This window comes from Binatus soli (SeqCode) (genome assembly GCF_050015535.1).
GTDB classification, from domain to species: Bacteria; Desulfobacterota; Binatia; order Binatales; family Binataceae; genus Binatus; species Binatus soli.
In genome coordinates this window covers 36424-51543 of record NZ_JBEKBF010000003.1, presented here as the reverse complement: position 1 = coordinate 51543, position 15120 = coordinate 36424, and the positions used below count along the sequence as shown (strand labels likewise).

General features: G+C 62.7%; 18 protein-coding genes. 15 read left to right on the top strand and 3 right to left on the bottom strand.

What is annotated here, in order from left to right:
* Nucleotides 1–10 precede the first annotated feature (10 nt).
* The gene (locus ABR989_RS02885) at nt 11–196 is read right to left on the bottom strand and encodes an XRE family transcriptional regulator (RefSeq protein WP_428125616.1); all 186 of its coding nucleotides are present in this window, start codon (nt 194–196) and stop codon (nt 11–13) included.
* Between the two features lie 106 nt (nt 197–302).
* Here ABR989_RS02885 and ABR989_RS02880 point away from each other — a divergent pair, with 106 nt between their 5' ends.
* Entirely contained in the window at nt 303–2762 is a 2460-nt protein-coding gene (locus ABR989_RS02880) for a PBP1A family penicillin-binding protein (RefSeq protein WP_428125615.1), read from the top strand.
* 167 nt (nt 2763–2929) lie between these two features.
* A complete protein-coding gene (locus ABR989_RS02875) occupies nt 2930–4354 on the top strand; it encodes a Kelch repeat-containing protein (protein ID WP_428125614.1) in 1425 nt (474 codons plus the stop codon).
* A 23-nt stretch (nt 4355–4377) separates the two neighbouring features.
* On the opposite strand, the gene ABR989_RS02870 is transcribed toward ABR989_RS02875, so the two are convergent.
* Nucleotides 4378–5382, bottom strand: coding sequence for a molybdopterin-dependent oxidoreductase (locus ABR989_RS02870; protein WP_428125613.1), 1005 nt, complete (start codon nt 5380–5382; stop codon nt 4378–4380).
* Nucleotides 5379–6242, bottom strand: a complete 864-nt coding sequence (locus tag ABR989_RS02865; protein WP_428125612.1) for a tRNA (adenine-N1)-methyltransferase — start codon at nt 6240–6242, stop codon at nt 5379–5381. The genes ABR989_RS02870 and ABR989_RS02865 overlap by 4 nt, the downstream gene beginning before the upstream one ends.
* Before the next feature lie 201 nt (nt 6243–6443).
* Between ABR989_RS02865 and ABR989_RS02860 the strand changes: the two genes are divergently transcribed.
* The 13 genes from ABR989_RS02860 to ABR989_RS02800 all read left to right on the top strand — a co-directional run bounded on the left by ABR989_RS02860 (nt 6444) and on the right by ABR989_RS02800 (nt 15086).
* The gene (locus tag ABR989_RS02860) at nt 6444–6614 is read left to right on the top strand and encodes a hypothetical protein (RefSeq protein ID WP_428125611.1); all 171 of its coding nucleotides are present in this window, start codon (nt 6444–6446) and stop codon (nt 6612–6614) included.
* 20 nt (nt 6615–6634) lie between these two features.
* The gene (locus tag ABR989_RS02855) at nt 6635–7057 is read left to right on the top strand and encodes a hypothetical protein (RefSeq protein WP_428125610.1); all 423 of its coding nucleotides are present in this window, start codon (nt 6635–6637) and stop codon (nt 7055–7057) included.
* Nucleotides 7058–7098: 41 nt separating this feature from the next.
* Nucleotides 7099–8034 carry a protein translocase subunit SecF gene (secF, locus tag ABR989_RS02850; RefSeq protein WP_428125609.1) on the top strand — a complete coding sequence of 312 codons (936 nt, stop codon included), beginning with the start codon at nt 7099–7101 and terminating at the stop codon, nt 8032–8034.
* Between the two features lie 49 nt (nt 8035–8083).
* The gene (locus ABR989_RS02845; RefSeq protein ID WP_428125608.1) at nt 8084–8404 is read left to right on the top strand and encodes a hypothetical protein; all 321 of its coding nucleotides are present in this window, start codon (nt 8084–8086) and stop codon (nt 8402–8404) included.
* A 19-nt stretch (nt 8405–8423) separates the two neighbouring features.
* On the top strand, nt 8424–8909 hold the full coding sequence (locus tag ABR989_RS02840; RefSeq protein WP_428125607.1) for a GNAT family N-acetyltransferase: 486 nt from the start codon (nt 8424–8426) through the stop codon (nt 8907–8909).
* Nucleotides 8910–9139: 230 nt separating this feature from the next.
* Entirely contained in the window at nt 9140–10357 is a 1218-nt protein-coding gene (locus ABR989_RS02835) for an IscS subfamily cysteine desulfurase (RefSeq protein WP_428125606.1), read from the top strand.
* A 37-nt stretch (nt 10358–10394) separates the two neighbouring features.
* The gene (gene iscU / locus ABR989_RS02830; protein ID WP_428125605.1) at nt 10395–10820 is read left to right on the top strand and encodes a Fe-S cluster assembly scaffold IscU; all 426 of its coding nucleotides are present in this window, start codon (nt 10395–10397) and stop codon (nt 10818–10820) included.
* Between the two features lie 6 nt (nt 10821–10826).
* A complete protein-coding gene (locus ABR989_RS02825) occupies nt 10827–11147 on the top strand; it encodes a HesB/IscA family protein (protein ID WP_428125603.1) in 321 nt (106 codons plus the stop codon).
* 30 nt (nt 11148–11177) lie between these two features.
* Nucleotides 11178–11819 (top strand): Fe-S protein assembly co-chaperone HscB, encoded by a 642-nt coding sequence (hscB, locus tag ABR989_RS02820; RefSeq protein ID WP_428125602.1) that lies wholly within the window; start codon nt 11178–11180, stop codon nt 11817–11819.
* A 22-nt stretch (nt 11820–11841) separates the two neighbouring features.
* Nucleotides 11842–13719: a Fe-S protein assembly chaperone HscA gene (gene hscA, locus ABR989_RS02815; RefSeq protein ID WP_428125601.1), complete on the top strand. Its 1878-nt coding sequence runs from the start codon at nt 11842–11844 to the stop codon at nt 13717–13719.
* A 43-nt stretch (nt 13720–13762) separates the two neighbouring features.
* Complete coding sequence (iscX, locus tag ABR989_RS02810; protein ID WP_428125600.1) at nt 13763–13987, top strand: Fe-S cluster assembly protein IscX; 225 nt, start codon at nt 13763–13765, stop codon at nt 13985–13987.
* A gap of 42 nt (nt 13988–14029) precedes the next feature.
* On the top strand, nt 14030–14653 hold the full coding sequence (locus ABR989_RS02805; RefSeq protein WP_428125599.1) for a hypothetical protein: 624 nt from the start codon (nt 14030–14032) through the stop codon (nt 14651–14653).
* Between the two features lie 154 nt (nt 14654–14807).
* Nucleotides 14808–15086, top strand: a complete 279-nt coding sequence (locus ABR989_RS02800; protein WP_428125598.1) for a hypothetical protein — start codon at nt 14808–14810, stop codon at nt 15084–15086.
* Nucleotides 15087–15120: the final 34 nt, after the last annotated feature.

The window sequence follows — 15120 nt, the reverse complement described above, 5'->3', positions numbered from 1 at the left end:
CGGCGGTTGTCTAGTGCGTGGTCACGAGGTGCCCCGTTTTCGCTTTCGCGTCGAACGGCCGTATGCGGATTTCGACGGTGCGGCCTAGCGCCATCAGCCAAGCAGTGAGCCGGTCGATGGTCACGCTCTCCATGCGCCCACGCAGCACCTTTGACAGTGTAGGCTGACCCGTCCCGCAGCGGCGCGCGGCCTCCAAATCTTTTCAAGTCGCCGTGGCGGATGCCGGCATTGCGTGCCGCGAAGGGGCGCGATGGATCAGGGGGCCGGGGGCGGCTAACCTTGTAGCCGAGGCGGCATCACTGATGGGTGGCGGACGGCGGGCGCAATCGAAAGCGAATCCCGGCAAAAGGAAACGCCATGAATGGCGAATTCGCGGATGGCGCGTGCGCAATCTCGCCGCCGGCGCATTCCTCTTCGTCTTCTTCGCGTTGGGATTCTATCTCGCACAACTGTACGGCGAGATCTCCGCGCTGATCGAGCAGCGGCGCGCCGCGCTCACCTCCGCGATCTTCTCCGCGCCGTTCCCGATCCGCCCCGGCGACGACCTCGAACGGGTTGGACTGCTCGACCGGCTGGCGCAGTTGAGCTACTCGCAGGTGGCGGCGGCTAATGCTCCGGGCGAGTACACCCGCGCGCCGGATGCGATCGCGATTTACCTGCGATCGTTTCACGCCCGTGCGAAGGAGTATCCCGCCGAAATGGTGCGCGTCGGCCTGGACGGCGGGCGTATCGCGGGCGTTGCCGACTCGTTCGGCGTGGCCAAGTCCGACGCGATGCTTGAGCCTGAGGTGATCGGCCGGCTGCTGCCCGGTGCGCCCGCCGAACGGGTCGAGGTCCAGTTGGACCAGCTGAAGACATATTTGGTCAAAGGGCTGCTCGCCAACGAAGATCGCTTTTTCTACTACCATCCGGGAATCGATCCGATCCGTATCGTCGAGGCCGCAATTTCCGACCTCCGCGCGCATCGCCTCGTCCAGGGCGCCAGCACGCTCACGCAGCAACTGGCGCGGACCTTCATGGAACGCCACGAGCGCAGCTTCAGCCGCAAGCTGCGCGAACTTGCCGTCGCCGCGGTGCTCGAAATCCGGCTGCGCAAGAGTGAGATCCTCGAGCGCTACATCAACGACGTGCCGATGGGCGAGTATGAGGGCACGCCGATCGACGGGATGCCTCAGGCGGCGCGATATTTCTTCGCCAAGGACCTGGCCGAGGTAACGCCCGCGGAGGCCGCAACGCTGATCGGAATGATCCAGGCGCCGACGCTGTACGATCCGCGCCGTCATCCCGACGCATGCCGCAAGCGGCGCGACATGGTGCTCGGAGTGATGAAGCGGGCCGGCGCGATCGACGACGCCACCTACGCGGCCGCCGTTGCCGCGCCGATTCAAATCACCAAGCCGCCGGGACTGCGCCGCGCGCCGTACTTCACCGACTATGTGACCGCGTTCGTAGCCAGGATTCCCGGCTTCGACGGCCATCTTGAGGGACTCAAGGTTTACACGACGCTCGACACCGAACTTCAAAGCGACGCCGTCGACGCGGTCACGGAAAATATCGCTCAGCTCGAAAAGAACCATCGCCGCCTGCGCCGCACGAAGATCGACGGCAGGATGCAGACTTCGCTGGTCGCGCTGGACGCCGACAGTGGCGCCATCCGCGCGATGATTGGCGGGCGCGACTACTCTGAGAGCCAGTTTAATCGCGCCGCCAACGCCGAGCGCCAGCCCGGGTCGGCATTCAAGCCGATTGTCTATCTGGCCGCGCTCGATCCCGATCGCGCTCCGTTCTCGCCGCCGCTCACGCTGGCGTCCACGCTGCCCGACGAGCCGATGACGTTCAACGGATGGACGCCCGCGAACTACGAGCGCAATTATCAACCGCAAGTGACGGTAGCGCAGGCGTTGTTCGAATCGCTCAACGTGCCGACTGCGTACGTCGGCAGCCGGCTTGGCGCCGCGACTATAGTTCGCACGGCGCATGAAATGGGCATCCACGAGAATCTTCCCGCAGTGCTGCCGATTTCGATTGGCGCCGACGAGACCACGTTGCTCGAGCTCACCTCCGCCTACCAGGTTTTTGCGACCGAGGGTCTGCAGTCGCCGCCGTACGCCGTCGAGGCGGTCGTCGATGCCAAGGGCCATCTGATCTACCATCACGCGTCCGAAGGGAATCGCGTGATTCGTCCCGCCGTCGCGTATTTGATCACCGGCGCACTCAAAGCCGTACTGCGTTATGGAACCGGCGCGAGCGCGGGCCGGATGGGGCTGGATTTTCCGGCGGCGGGCAAGACCGGCACGACACAGGACTACAAGGACGCGTACTTCATCGGCTACACGCCGGCGATAGTTTGCGGCGTTTGGGTCGGCTTCGACGAACCCGAGAGCCTGGGATTGACGGGAGCGCAGGCGGCGCTGCCCGCGTGGGTTCAGTTCATGCAGGATGCGGCGCCGGCGGATCCGGAAGATTTTACCGAGCCGTCGGGAATTACGATGGCCACGATCGATCCCGAATCCGGCGGTCTTGCGACGTCGGCGTGCCCCCGCCAAGTCTCGCTGCCATTCCTGATCGGCACCGAGCCGACGCAGATGTGTCGGCTGCACGGCGGAATGTTTGCGAGCGCGCATCCGTATCCGCCAGGGTCGGCTACGATGCCACCAGCGCCGGCGTTCGCGCCGCCCGCGCCGGGCGCGTCGCCGAGTCCTTCTTCATCCGACGTATTCAGCGCGGTCGGAAGGTTTTTTCGCGGGATTTTCGCCCACTGATTGACACGGGTTGACACGAGCGCCCGATCAATGAATCCTTATTTGCCTGAAACTTTTTCGCCCGCGATTCGTCTAATCGGGTGCTTGGGGCGCCTCTAATCCCATCTGATGCCCGTGAATGCGGCGGCTTTAGCGGGTGAATGCCGAGTTCTCAGAGCCGAGGACGTTTGCAAAAGCATCTGCATACCAGCCCCCGATGGGCACGAAGTGCGCTCGCAGGACTGGCCCTCGTTGGACTGATCGGCCTGCTCGCGGCGAGCGGATGCATTAACGGCGAGAGTATCGAATCGCCCTCCCACGACGGATTCGTGGCGGACGATTCTGCCGCCGGCAGCGCTTACTCGCGCGGCCATCAGGCCGCAATTCACAACCTCAAGGCCGCGATTCCCGCGGCGGGTGACGTGTTGATCGCGGGCGGCGCGGACGCGTCGAATCGAAGTCTCGCGGCCGCGGAGTTCTACGATCCGTCGGCGGGGCGGTTCGTCGTGACCGGCAGCGCGGGGTCGAGCCGCGCGGGCGCATCGGCGGCGGCGCTGTCGGCGACCCAGGTGATGCTCGACGGCGGCTTCAGCGGGAGCGCCGCGATAAAGAATTTTTCGCTCACTCTGGAAGGCGACGTGCTGAGCGGCGCAGAGATTTTCGACGAGGCGACCGGCGCGTTCTCACCGGCGGGCAAGATGGCCGCGCCGCGGCTGGGCTCTACCGCGACTGCGCTCAACAATTCCAATGGCGAAATCCTGGTCGTCGGAGGCCAGGACAATTTAGGCAACGTGCTCGATACCGCGGAGCTGTACGATCCCGCCGCGCGCAAGTTCATCGCGGTCACCAACACGATGAGCGATCGGCGCATGTTTCACACTGCAACGCTGCTGCTCAGCGGCAAAGTGCTGGTGGCGGGGGGAGCGACCAATCTATCCGGCGACACGACCAGCTCCGCCGACATTTACGATCCCGCATCGAACTCGTTTACCCCGGCGATCTTCCCGATGGACCATCAGCGCGCGGCGCATACCGCGACGCTGTTTACCAGCGGCCCGCTGGCCGGCAAGGTCCTGATAACGGGGGGAGTCGGCGGCTCGAGCTTTTTTTTCAAGGACAGCAGCGCGGAGATCTACGATCCCGCCTCGCAGGAATTCATTCTGCTCTCGACTTTCATGAACGAGCCGCGCTCGCTCCACACTGCCACGCTGCTCGAGGACGGGAGCGTGCTGCTCGCGGGCGGATTCAGCGGCTCGGTGGCAGTCTCGGGCGGCGTGCTATCGGGCGCGTCGGGATTGACCAGCAATTCGGCTGAGACGTTCGATCCGAACACCGGGGATTTCACTTGCGTCGGCGGATTCAACACCGAAACGACCCGATGCAATCAATCGATGAGCGTTGCGCGCGCGGGACATACCGCAACGTTGCTCGCGACCGGGCCGACCCCGCATCGCGTGCTGATCGCCGGTGGAATAGGGGCCGCCGATCCAGCTGCCCACGGCGCGGTGCTCCGCAGCGCGGATCTGTTCAATCCCGCGGGGGGCGGCAGCTTCAGCGCGACGGGCGCGATGTCCAATCCGCGGGCGCTCCACACCGCAACGTTGCTCCGCTAGCAGCGGATTCTTTTCAGACATTTTCAGACACTCGTCACTTCGAGCGCGAGCCGCGCCTGCCCGCTCATGCCACTGCCGGTCTGCGGATCGGTCGGGGGCTGAGCGACGCCGCCGCCGTCGCTCGCGCGCACGCGAATCATGAAATCGCCCGGGGCCTGGGGCGCGAAGCGATACTTCCATATCGTCCACACGTACGGCGAGCTGTTCGCGACGAGTTGCGCGTTGTGCCACGTGACGCCGTCGTCCGACGACACCTCGACGCGCTTGATTCCCGACGGGCCCGCCAGCGCCCATCCATAAATATCCACCGGCGCCGTCACTTTGGCCTTTCGATCGAAGATCGACAGCAGGCCGCCTTCGACGCGCGGCGAGAAGAAGCCCGAGTTGACCTTGCGCCAGCAGGTATCGCTCCATCCGCGAACCTCCCAGTAGCCGGGGATTTCGTGGTCGGCGAATTCGAGCTCGATGATCCACTTGGGCTGTTTCATCCCGTACTTTCCCGGAATGAAAATTCTGAGCGGATAGCCGTGCTCGGCGGGGAGCGGTTCGCCGTTCATGAGGTACGGCAGAAAATTTTCCTCGCGCATCAGTTCGTCGACGGGCAGCACCGTGTGAAAACCGTCAGCCCCGCGCATCGCGACGAACCTGGCTCCCCGCTTGACGCGCGCGCGCTCCAGGAGCGGCCGTAATTGCACGCCGGTCCAGTTGGCGTTGCTGATAGCGGTGCCGTCGGGCGGGTTCGAGATGCATTCGAGCGTCAGCATCTCATCGATTTTCGGCAGCTTGCGAATATCCGCGTAGGAAAATTGCAGCGGATTTTCCACCAGGCCCTTGATGCTGAAGCGCCACGAATTGACGTCCACGGCCGGCGTACTTCCGTACGACGTCACGTAAAAATCCGAGTTCGGCGTCGGCCCGCCGAATTTCGGTGGCGCCGCGGCTGCGCGCGCGATTCGCCTGCCCAGCGGGATACCTGCCAGCGCGATCGCGGCGCCCGACGCGATCAGGATTTTTCTGCGCGTGATCATTCGAGCGGCTCGTCGGCATCGAAGCCGTCGGATTCGCTTTCGCTGGAATCGGCGGCAACCAACGGTTCGTGTGGGTTCGACGCGTCGGCGACCAGCTTGCGCGACACGATGATAAACGCGGAATGCGCGATCATCCGGAAGTGCGGCCGCACGCTCATCCCCTTTACCTGCCAATGACGAAGCAGCGTCTCGAAGCTTTCGATCTCGCCAAAATCGCTGCGAGCCTGAATCGCCTCGACCGTGTCCTTGAGCTGCACGGCGGTCGGGACGTAGCAGACCAGCACGGCGCCGGGCCGAAGGGCGGACGCCGCGACCGCGAGCGCGCGCCCCGGCTCCGCCAGATCGAGGAACATCCGATCGACGCCGGTTTCATCGAAGCCCGCGTAAAGATCGCGCACCTTGATTGTCCAGTTGGGCGCGTCGCCGAAAAATGCGGCCACGTTCTTGCGCGCGGTGTCGGCGAAATCCTCGCGCAGCTCGTAGGAGATCACCCGCCCCGCCGGCCCCACCGCTCTGAGCAGCGCAATCGTCAGCGCGCCCGCGCCCGTGCCGCCTTCTATCACCGTCGCGCCCGGAAACACGTCGCCCCAGACCAGCAGCGGCCCGGTGTCCTTGGGATAAATCACCTGCGACGCGCGCGGCAGATGCGGGATCAGGTCGGCGTAAGTCGGCCGCAACACCAGGAACGCCTCGCCGGTGGAGAACTTGACCCGCGATCCTTCCTCGACGCCGAACAAATCGTCGGCGCGCAGCTCGCCGCGGATGAGCAGCTTCTTGCCCGCCCGCAGCATCTTCAGGTAGCGGCGCCCCTTGCGATCGATGAAAATTACGGCGTCGTTTTCTTTGAGGCGCGAGTCCAAGGTGATTCAACGCTTGCACGCATCGCGCGCGCCTGCAACGGTCGCGTCGGGCTATTGACTACACGGCCTCGCGACCTTACCTTTGAGGATGCACCCGGCCAGATGGTATCATTCCAGTGGCCGGGTCGTTTTGCGTAAACGTTGATCTAATTTCCAAATCCAAATCGGGGCCGTTAGTCCAACTCGAGAGCATTTCACGTCATGGCAGAGAAAAAAGCGAAAACCGCTGAGAAGAACGCCGGCCTCCAGCAAAGACACATCTGTCCCGGTTGCGGAGCCGATAGCAAGGTGACCAAGTTCGCCGGCTTCGGCCGCAAGGGCTTCTACCTGGTCTGCGAGAAGAACTGCGGCTTCGTCGGACGCACGCGCTAAGCGGGCAGGGGGGATTCACGATGGGCAGAGCGCGCAAGAGCAAGACCTCCAAGCGCGACAAGTACGCCTCGTTCGGCGATCTGGCGGACGAGGCGGAGGAAGATGCCGACCTTCCCAAGGACGAAGCCGGCCGGCGAAAGATCAAGCGCCAGTACGGAGAACTGCTCGGCATCCGAATCGAGAAGCTGCGCGGAAGAATCCTCAACCGCGAACGAATCAACAAGACGATCGAGGGTATCTACTTCATCTGCGGCGCATGCCTGAGAGTCTGTCACTCGCTCGACGACGGTCTCAGCGAGGATCCCGCCAATCAGAACAATCTCTGCGGCGCATGTGCGAAGGCCCAGGCCGCCGCCGATAGCGCCGCCGCGGCGGTCAAGGAAAGCGGCGGACCGTCGCGCCAGCCAACCCGATCGAGGCGCAAGCGCGCGGCCGCGAGCTGAGCGTACTTGTGCGCGCGACAGCGAAAAGCTAAACAGGGCCGATGTCATTACAGCTGATCTCTCCCGACATCAATCTCGATTTCGTCGGGAAGCGCTATTTCTTCATCGCACTATCGACCGCGATCAATATCCTGGCGATCGTGCTGCTGTTCACCAAGGGCCTCAACTACGGCGTCGATTTTGCCGGCGGCAGCGTCGCGCAAATCGAGTTCACCGCCCGCACCAACGGCGACGCGATTCGCAAGGCGCTCGCGCCGCTCGATCTTGGCGAAGTCACCGTCCAGGACTTCGGCAAGGCCGGCCAGTCTTTTCTCGCGCGCTTCCAGGCGGTCAAGAACATCGGCAGCATCGGGCCCAGGCTCGAGACCGCGCTAGACAAAGCCTACGGCCCGGGCGCCGCGAAAGTGGTGCGAGTGGAAAGCGTCGGCGCCAAAGTCGGCAGCGATTTGCGCCGCAAGGGCTTCTTCGCGGTTATCATCGCGACCATCTTCATGGGCGTGTACATCGCGATCCAGTTCCGCCACGTGAGCTGGAGTTTCGGCGCCGGCGCTGTGATTGCGCTCATCCACGACGTGATGGTCGTGATGTGCGCGCTGGTGATCGCGCAGTACCAGTTCGATTTGACGACGCTCGCCGCGGTGCTGACCGTTATCGGTTACTCGGTCCACGACACCATCATCGTCTCGGACCGCATCCGCGAGGATTCGGCCAAGCGCCGGCGCGAGCCGATCGCATCGATCATGAATCGCGCGATCAACGAGACTCTCTCGCGCACCATCCTGACTTCGGGCACCGCAATCACCGTGTTGATCTCGCTGCTCGCGTTCGGCGGGCCGATCCTGCGCCCGTCGGCGTTTACGCTGCTGATCGGCTTCATCACGGGCACTTATTCCTCGATCTATATCGCGGGCCCCGTGGTGCTGTTCTGGGAGGGCGGTTCCGGCCGCACTCGAACGGCCTCCTCGCGCGCGGCCTGAAAGCGCCGGCCAGCCTCACGATTCGCCGATACGGTGGACTGCGTTCACCTTGCCAACAACGTTGAAAACCGGCCGCGGCATCTACACGATCGCGAGCGCCGCGCCGCTTGGGCGCGCCACCGGCTCAGTCGTGTTGACGCTCAGCCTCGAGCGTGCGGACGGAATCGAGAGGGTTGCGCTAAGATGCCGCATCGCGACGGGGTTGATCGGCAATTCGGATTCGGACTCTCCTGAAAAATTGATCGAGCGGATTGCGCCGTGGCTCGAGCGCGAATTCGAGCAAACGCGCGAGGCCGCCCTGAAGTCGATCCGCACCGAGCGCCACTTGCTGGAGATTTCGTTCGACCCAACAAATCCTGGCCCCTTCTGACTCACGGAGGAACTCTGCGATGGCTGTTCAGATTCGCCGCGCCACCGAATCCGATATCCCGGAGCTTTCGCGGCTGGTGGCAGCGCTGGCGGCATGGGAGGAAGCGCTCGATCCGCGCGCACGTTTCGATTGGGACGGAATTCGCGATGCGCCCAACTGGCTGAAACTGGTGCTCAATCGCGAGCATCACGCAATTTGGGTCGCAAGCTCCGACGCGCGCATTGTCGGTCATCTCTGGATTCGCCTCAAACGCAATAGCGATGGCGCCATTCCTCAATCGATCGGCTATATCAGCCAGGCTTTTATGGAGGAGAACTTTCGAGGAAGGGGCCTAATGAAGCCGATGCTAAAAGAAGCCTACGAATGGTTCCGCGATGCGGGTATCACGGTCGTCACGTTGAGCGTGCTTCATCGCAACTGGATCGGCGCGACGGCATGGCGTCGCCTGGGCTTCAGCGATTGGCGCGAAGAGCTGCGGATGGACCTGAAACCGCGCCCGAAATAGCTCGATCGCTGCGTCTTTGACCGTCCGGTAAGGGTCATATTGTCCTTGACAAACGGACCCAATCGCCTTACTAGACTAACTGGGTCCAGTATTTGATCAGGCAACTGATTCGGGTGGATTCCGGTTGACTATGGCGGCGAAAGGCCTATATTATACCTAACAGGTCCACTATTAAGGATTGGAGCGTTTATCGTTTTTCACAGGAACGCCGTAAGAGACCGAGAGAGAAGATGCTGAAGAAGCCCGTTTACATGGACAATCACGCGACCACGCGCGTCGATTCCCGCGTGCTCGATGCGATGCTTCCGTATTTCACTGAGAAGTACGGCAACGCCGCCAGCCGCAACCACAGCTTCGGCTGGGAGGCGGAAGAGGCCGTCGATCGCTCGCGCAACCAGATCGCGGCGCTGATTGGCGCCAAGTCCAAGGAAATCATTTTTACCAGCGGCGCCACCGAATCCGACAACCTGGCGATCAAGGGCGTCGTCGAGTTTTACAAGGACAAGGGCAGCCACGTCATCAGCTGCGTCACCGAGCACAAGGCCGTGCTCGACAGTTGCCGCGCGCTGGAGCGGGCGGGCAAGGCCACGGTCACGTATCTGCCGGTTGACAAGTACGGGATGGTCGATCCCGACGCGGTGCGCCGCGCGATCACCGACAAGACCGTGCTGATCACGATCATGTGGGCCAACAACGAGATCGGCACGATTCATCCGATCGCGGAGATCGGCAGGATCGCCAAGGAAAAGGGCATCATCTTTCATAGCGATGCGGTTCAGGCGATTGGCAAGGTGCCGGTCGATTTCGAAAAGGCGGGCGTCGATCTCGCGTCGATAACCGCGCACAAGATTTATGGGCCCAAGGGAATCGGCGCGATCTATGTTCGCTCCAAGGGACCGCGCGTGCGGCTGACTCCGATGATGGACGGTGGCGGCCATGAGCGCGGGATGCGCTCGGGGACGCTCAACGTGCCGGGAATCGTCGGCCTGGGCGCGGCGTGCGAAATCGCGGGAATGGAAATGTCCGAGGAAGCGCGGCGCCTGATTCAGTTGCGCAGTCAGCTGCAGGCGGGGCTGTTCGAGCGCCTCGACGAAATTTATCTCAACGGTCATCCCACCGAGCGTCTCCCCGGCAATCTGAACGTGAGCTTCGCCTACGTCGAAGGCGAGTCGCTGCTGATGGGTATCAACGATATCGCGGTCAGCTCGGGCTCCGCGTGCACGTCGGCGACGCTCGAGCCGTCGTACGTGATCCGCGCGCTCGGCATCGACGACGAACTGGCCCACAGTTCGATTCGTTTCGGGCTGGGCCGCTTCAACACGCTGGAAGAAGTCGACTACGTGACGGACCGGGTCAGCAAGGAAGTGAAGCGGCTGCGCGAAATGTCGCCGCTGTACGAGATGGCGAAGGAAGGAATCGATCTCAAGTCGGTCAATTGGAAGTCATAACACAACGTCATATCGACGCGCCGCTTCAGGAAAAATCATGGCTTATTCGGAAAAGGTTATCGAGCACTACAGCAATCCGCGCAACGTCGGCAGCTTCCCCAAGGACGAGCCCAACGTCGGCACCGGCGTCGTCGGCGCGCCGGAATGTGGCGACGTGATGAAGCTGCAGTTGAAGATCAGCGACAACGGCGTGATCGAGGATGCGCGCTTCAAGACCTTCGGATGCGGCAGCGCGATCGCAAGTTCGAGCTACGTCACCGAACTCGTCAAGGGCAAGCATATCGACGAGGCGATGACGATTAAGAACACCGTCATCGTCAAGGAACTCAACCTGCCGCCCGTCAAGATTCACTGCTCCGTGCTCGCCGAGGACGCGATCAAGGCCGCGATCGCCGACTGGCGCAAGCGCAAGGGCGACAACGGCGCCTCAGGCGAGCAGCCGCACCAGTCGAAGGAGGCGTAGTCTTACGTGGTGATTTCACTTTCCGAGGGCGCCGCCCAGAAGATCAAGCAACTCGTCGCCGACAAGGGCGAAGGCGCCGGACTGCGCGTAAAGGTCGTTGGCGGTGGATGCTCGGGCTTGCAATACCGGATGGAAATCGACGCCGCCAAAGAGCGCGACAAGGTTTTCGAGCGCGACGGCGCGCGTCTGATCGTGGACAAGAAAAGTTTTCTCTACCTCAACGGCTCCGAGCTCGACTACGGCGAAGAACTGATGTCGTCGGGCTTCAAGGTCGTCAATCCAAACGCCAAGCGCAGTTGCGGATGCGGAGAATCGTTCGTCGTATGAACGAGCGGATGTGGGGACTGCTGTCTCAAGATGATCGAATGCCCTTCATGTGGACGGCGGCAGGAGCCGCTGCTGACTTGCGCTGATTGCGGGTCGCCGCTGGCGGCGCCGCTCGGCTGTTTTGCCGCGCTGGGGCTGCCCCGGAAGCTGGCGATCGATCTTGGCGCGCTCGAGCGCCGCTATCACGAGTTGAGCCGCAAGATTCATCCCGATCGGTTCGCATCCAGCGCCGCCCCGGTGCGCGACGCGAGTCTCCGCGCGACCGCGACTCTCACCCGCAGCTACCGCACGCTCCGCGATCCGGTCGCCCGCGGCCTTTACTGGCTCGAACTAAACGGTGAAAAGCTCGCCGAGAACAACAAACGCGTTCCGCCCGATCTCGCCGAGCTGGTTTTCGAGGTGCAGGAGCAACTCGCCGAGATGCACGATGCCCCCGCTGACTCGGACGCGGCGCGCGAACTCGCAGCCCAGGTCGTCGCGCGGCGCGGGCAGCTTCAAACCGCGATGGATGCCAACGTGGCCGAACTCGAGCGAAATTTCGTGAAATGCGATCAGCGCCCGGATGAAAAGATGCTTACATTGCAGCTAAAGCCGATTCTTTCGAGCATCGCCTACCTGCGTACTCTGATTCGCGACGTCGATCGCGCGGTCGAGAACTCAAAGGCCGCCTGACAAAGCAGCCTGATAAAGCAAGATGTCCCGAATTTTTGGAATAGACCTCGGCACCACCAACAGCCTGATCGCCGCCATGGAAGACGGCGCGCCGCGCGTAATCGCGGTGGGCGGGAGCAACAGGGCTCTGCTGCCGAGCGTCGTCGCGATTGCGCCCGACGGCGCCATCACCGTTGGCGAACGCGCCATCGAGATGGAACCGCATCTGACTGTCGAACGCGACGGCCGCGTGAGCGCGGTCGGTTTTGCCAGCGGCGAGTACGGCGCCGTCATTCGATCCGTCAAGCGCTACATGGGATTGGGCGGCGACGAGATCGCGCCCGAAGATCGCGCGCGCTATACGTTCGCTGATCTAAGCGGCCCGGTGGTGCGCTTTCAAATTGGCACGCGCGTCTTCACGCCCTCGCAAATCTCCGCCGAGATTCTGCGCGCCCTCAAGGACGGCGCCGAACGCGCCCTCCGCGCGGCCGGCAAAGAAGAAAAAGTCGAGCGCGTTGTCATCACCGTTCCCGCCTACTTCAACGACGGCCAGCGCCAAGCCACCAAGGATGCCGGCCGTCTCGCCGGTCTCGAAGTCGTGCGCCTGGTGAACGAGCCGACCGCCGCGTCACTCGCCTACGGCTTGAACAAGAGGGCGGCCGGCAACGTCGCCGTGTTCGATTTCGGCGGCGGCACCTTCGACATCTCGATTCTCAGCATCAAGGAGGGAATCTTCGAGGTCCTTGCGACCAACGGCGATACCCATCTCGGTGGCGACGACATCGACCGCGTGATCGTCGATTGGCTGCTCGCTGAACTCCCCGACGCCCGCAAGCTCGATCGCCACGTCTGGAACAGCGCTCGCATGGCCGCCGAGAACGCCAAAAAACGCCTCACCGACGTTGCCGAGACGCCCGTCGTCGTCGAACTCCCCGGCCACTCGATTCGCAAGCACTTGACCCGTGACGCCCTCGATCAGATGGCCGAGCCTTTCCTCGCGCGCACTCTCAAGCGATGCGAACTGGCCATTGCCGACGCCAAGCTCACGCCCGCCGGCATCGACGCTGTCGTTCTGGTCGGTGGCTCGACGCGGATGCCGCTGGTCCGCCGGCGCGTTGCCGCGATGTTCCACAAGGAACCCCTGTGTTTGATCGATCCCGACCAGATCGTCGCTCTGGGCGCCGCCGTTCAGGCTTCTGTGCTAATGGGCATGCAGGGCGACATGCTCCTGCTCGACGTGGTTCCCCTCTCGCTAGGCATCGAAACGATGGGCGGCGTGATGGAACGTCTTATACATCGTAATACCACTATTCCGACCAGCGTAGGTGAAGGTTTCACTACGGCTGTGGATAATCAAACACATGTTGATATCCATGTTTTGCAAGGAGAGCGCGAGCTTGCTAAAGATTGCCGTAGTTTAGCGCGCTTCAAGCTGGGGCCGATTCAGCCCCAGCCGGCGGGTGTTCCGCGCATCGAGGTCACTTTCCTCATCGATGCAAACGGGATACTAAATGTCAATGCGCGCGATGAGCGCACGGGCCGCGAGCATTCGGTCGACGTCAAGCCAAGCTATGGACTGACGGACGATGAAATCGAGCGAATGCTCGAAGAGGCCATTGATCTCGGGGAGCAGGATCTCGAGGAGCGCCTGCTGATTTCGTACCGCAACGACGCCGAGCAAATCCTGGGCGCACTTCGAAAGCAGCTCGGCGAATTCGGCGCCCTGGTCGATGGCAGCGAGCGCGCGCGCATGGACGAGGTGGTGGAGCGGCTGGAGGCGGCCCGAACCGGAACCGATCGCGAGCTAATCGCAAAACTCGTCGAGGAGCTGAACGAGGTTACCACTCCGTTCGCGAAACGGATCATGGACGCCGCTATCAAGCTGGCGCTCGAGAAGAAATCAGTGGAGGAACTTTCCTAGCAAGGTAATTTGCAACGCAAGCCGGGCGAGGGACGTATTGACGATGGGGTTCAAGTGGGATCAGGCCGAGGAAATTGCCGAAGTGCTTGCGGAGAATCATCCGGGACTGGACCCGCTCGACGCGCGCTTCACTGACCTGCGTCAATGGGTCGTCGATCTCGACGAATTCGACGACAGTCGCGAGGGCTCTACCGAAGCGAAATTGGAAGCCATCCAGATGGCATGGCACGAAATATTCAAGGAACAGAACGAAGACGACTCTGAATAGGCGTAGGCGTGGCTGCGTCATAACTACGAGGAGGGTGGGGCGGTGGATGCAAGCACAATATTGAAGGCGGACAACGGAGCGAAGATGCAGGAAAAGGAAACACTGGACGAAAGATTGCCGGGGCTGTTCGAGCCCGACACCCTTTTGCCCGTTCAATACTTCGAAGCGATGCGCAAGAAGCATCTGCTCGAGGGCGAAAAGCGGCTCATCCTGAGCGTGCTCGAGGACGCGATCGAATGCTTCATGAAATGCATCGATGCGTCCACCAGCAAGGGCCAGCGATTGTTCCGCGACGCCGACGAATGGATCTCGCACGAAGACAAGCGCTGGGTCTTTTCGTTCGACAACGTCTGCGACATGCTCGACATCAATCCCGAGTACATGCGGATGGGTCTGCGCAAATGGAAGGAAAAGCGCCTTGACGCGATCGTGCGCCAGCGCGCCGCGCTCGCCCTCGAGGCCGAGCGCGCTGCCGCCGAGCCTGCGACGCAGCCTGCGGCTGCTGCGGTCGCGCCGCCTGCAGTCCACGCGCCCGCGCCCGCAGCCGCGGTCGCAATTCAGAAGCGGGCCAAAGTCGCCGCCAAACCGGCGCGCGTCAAGCGCCGCCCCGAGCGCGTGCGGATCGCCAAGCGCTCGGCGCGCAAACTGCGCAAAGCGCGCGCATAAGACAGGAAACAAGTGACGACGGTCGCAACCGCGACCGTCGTCACTTTGCAATTACAAAGCGGCGCGCGTGTCTTCGACACGCGCGCCGCTTTTGTCTTGCCAATCGCGGCCATACCTCGTAGCGTTTTACCGCAACCGTCATTCCTGCTCCGCGATGCCCCTGCGAACGAAAATCGAATGCCCCGGCTGCGAGGCCGACGTGGTCGTCAAGCGCGGCGGCGTATGCCCCAACTGCGGGACGGGCATCAGCGACCATGTCGCCCGGGTCCGCGCGCGCGAGAAGCGCATCGAGCAGGTCGTGGCCGTCGTTGGCACCGTCCTCGTCGTCGGCCTGGTCGTCGTCACCAGCGGCGCGACGCTGGTCGAGGGAATAGCCGTCTACGCGATCGTCGGCGCCGTTGTGTACTACCTCGCGCGGCGCACCTTCGTCTGATTTTTCGTTTTTTACTGGCTTGCGTCTGAACGTT

Coding starts and splice junctions, on each gene's coding strand:
- hscA (WP_428125601.1), top strand. CDS start 11,842: ATGTCCCGAATTTTTGGAATAGACCTCGGCACCACCAACAGCCTGATC.
- ABR989_RS02800 (WP_428125598.1), top strand. CDS start 14,808: ATGCCCCTGCGAACGAAAATCGAATGCCCCGGCTGCGAGGCCGACGTG.
- hscB (WP_428125602.1), top strand. CDS start 11,178: ATGATCGAATGCCCTTCATGTGGACGGCGGCAGGAGCCGCTGCTGACT.
- ABR989_RS02835 (WP_428125606.1), top strand. CDS start 9,140: ATGCTGAAGAAGCCCGTTTACATGGACAATCACGCGACCACGCGCGTC.
- ABR989_RS02880 (WP_428125615.1), top strand. CDS start 303: ATGGGTGGCGGACGGCGGGCGCAATCGAAAGCGAATCCCGGCAAAAGG.
- ABR989_RS02860 (WP_428125611.1), top strand. CDS start 6,444: ATGGCAGAGAAAAAAGCGAAAACCGCTGAGAAGAACGCCGGCCTCCAG.
- ABR989_RS02870 (WP_428125613.1), bottom strand. CDS start 5,382: ATGATCACGCGCAGAAAAATCCTGATCGCGTCGGGCGCCGCGATCGCG.
- secF (WP_428125609.1), top strand. CDS start 7,099: ATGTCATTACAGCTGATCTCTCCCGACATCAATCTCGATTTCGTCGGG.
- iscU (WP_428125605.1), top strand. CDS start 10,395: ATGGCTTATTCGGAAAAGGTTATCGAGCACTACAGCAATCCGCGCAAC.
- ABR989_RS02855 (WP_428125610.1), top strand. CDS start 6,635: ATGGGCAGAGCGCGCAAGAGCAAGACCTCCAAGCGCGACAAGTACGCC.
- ABR989_RS02840 (WP_428125607.1), top strand. CDS start 8,424: ATGGCTGTTCAGATTCGCCGCGCCACCGAATCCGATATCCCGGAGCTT.
- iscX (WP_428125600.1), top strand. CDS start 13,763: ATGGGGTTCAAGTGGGATCAGGCCGAGGAAATTGCCGAAGTGCTTGCG.